Origin of the sequence: Cryobacterium sp. Hh7 (assembly GCF_004403155.1) — a bacterium.
GTDB classification, from domain to species: domain Bacteria; phylum Actinomycetota; class Actinomycetes; order Actinomycetales; family Microbacteriaceae; genus Cryobacterium; species Cryobacterium levicorallinum.
The window spans coordinates 1-1,220 of sequence record NZ_SOHG01000037.1 but is presented as its reverse complement, the minus strand read 5'-3'; the positions used below and the strand labels follow the sequence as shown (position 1 = coordinate 1,220).

Here is a 1,220-nt window from a genome sequence, read left to right as displayed (position 1 = left end):
GGCATCGAGGCCCCAAGCTTGACCGCGCCCAAAACCCCGAAAGAGGATCGCGCCCAAATCAAGAATTCTTCAGAGGCCGACCGGTGGATTCAGGTTTAGACAATCAAGGGATTCTTTACGAAGGAGGTGCCAACCGTTGCATCACGTCCGCCGGCTCCGACTTCACAGTGCGGTCCGGTTCCGCATAATGCGCCTTGGTCGTCGACGTAGACGTGTGCCCGAGCATGTCGGCCGCCGCCTGCATACCGAGCTCGTTCGCAAGCAACGTCGCGCCGGTGCGGCGAAACGAGTGCGGCGTGATATTCAGGCCCTCGAGCCCCGCATTGCGGAGTATCTCCCGGAACGTGCGCCGGACGTTATATGGCGCGAGCGGGGTGCCCATCCTCGAGTAGAAGATCAGGTGCTCCGCATCGTCCGGATCGAGCAGTGCCAAACGCTGGCGAATAACCTCGGCCGCAAAGGGCGGCACGCCAATGACCCGGTTAGACTCGTGCGTCTTGGGATGCTCCTGACGGTGCACGCCGGCTCCGTTGTGAACGACGAGCGTGCCGCTGATGTTCACCCGCGGCGGATCGGCATCCATGTCGACGTCGCACTGCCGCAAGGCGAGTGCCTCGCCGATGCGGGTGGCCGTGCCGAGCATCACCTCGATGATGTCCCGCACCTGGCCGTCGGACCGCGGCCCCATTCGGCCGTCCTACGTGCGCCATTCGCGAGCTGCGAGACGAATCGCAGCGATCTGGTCGGTCGTGAGCGCCTTCGGGGTGTGCGGGGGCTTCTTCATCCGCGAGGTCTCCTTCATAGGATTGCGCGGGATGATCTCCCGTCGCACCACAAAGGCCAGGATCATGCCGAGCAGCGTGCGGGAGTGCTTCGCTCTCGGGTACGACTGCGCGCGCTGCTGCCTCAGGAAGAGCTCGATCCGCCCAACGGTTACTTCACGAATCGTGAAGTTCTCGAAGAAGGGCAGGACCAGGACGCGTAGTTCGCGCTGGTAGGTGTCTTTCGTACCCTGAGAGCGGTCAACGTCGAGCATCACGTCCTCCATCCAGGCCGCAGCGAGCAGCAGGAATGGTGAGCTCGCCGTGAGCAAGTCGCCGCTACCGCCGGCTCGTAGGCGGGCCGCTAGCGGGAGTTTCCTAGCTATTTCCGGAACGCCAGATTGCGCTGAAGTCAATTCCAGTGCTGGTCTGGCGTTCTTCGGCGTGGTGGCGTGACTT

General features: G+C 63.1%; 1 protein-coding gene and 1 pseudogene. Both read right to left on the bottom strand.

The genetic code is table 11. From position 1 onward, the window contains the following. Positions 1-115: 115 nt before the first annotated feature. Positions 116-688, bottom strand: coding sequence for a site-specific integrase (locus E3T43_RS11485; protein ID WP_134472554.1), 573 nt, complete (start codon positions 686-688; stop codon positions 116-118). Positions 689-697: 9 nt separating this feature from the next. Next, positions 698-1,220, bottom strand: a pseudogene (locus E3T43_RS19095) (site-specific integrase); the annotation flags it as partial.

Bases quoted from the DNA above. Each gene is read 5' to 3' on its own strand.
- E3T43_RS11485 (WP_134472554.1), bottom strand. From the start codon at position 688: ATGGGGCCGCGGTCCGACGGCCAGGTGCGGGACATCATCGAGGTGATG.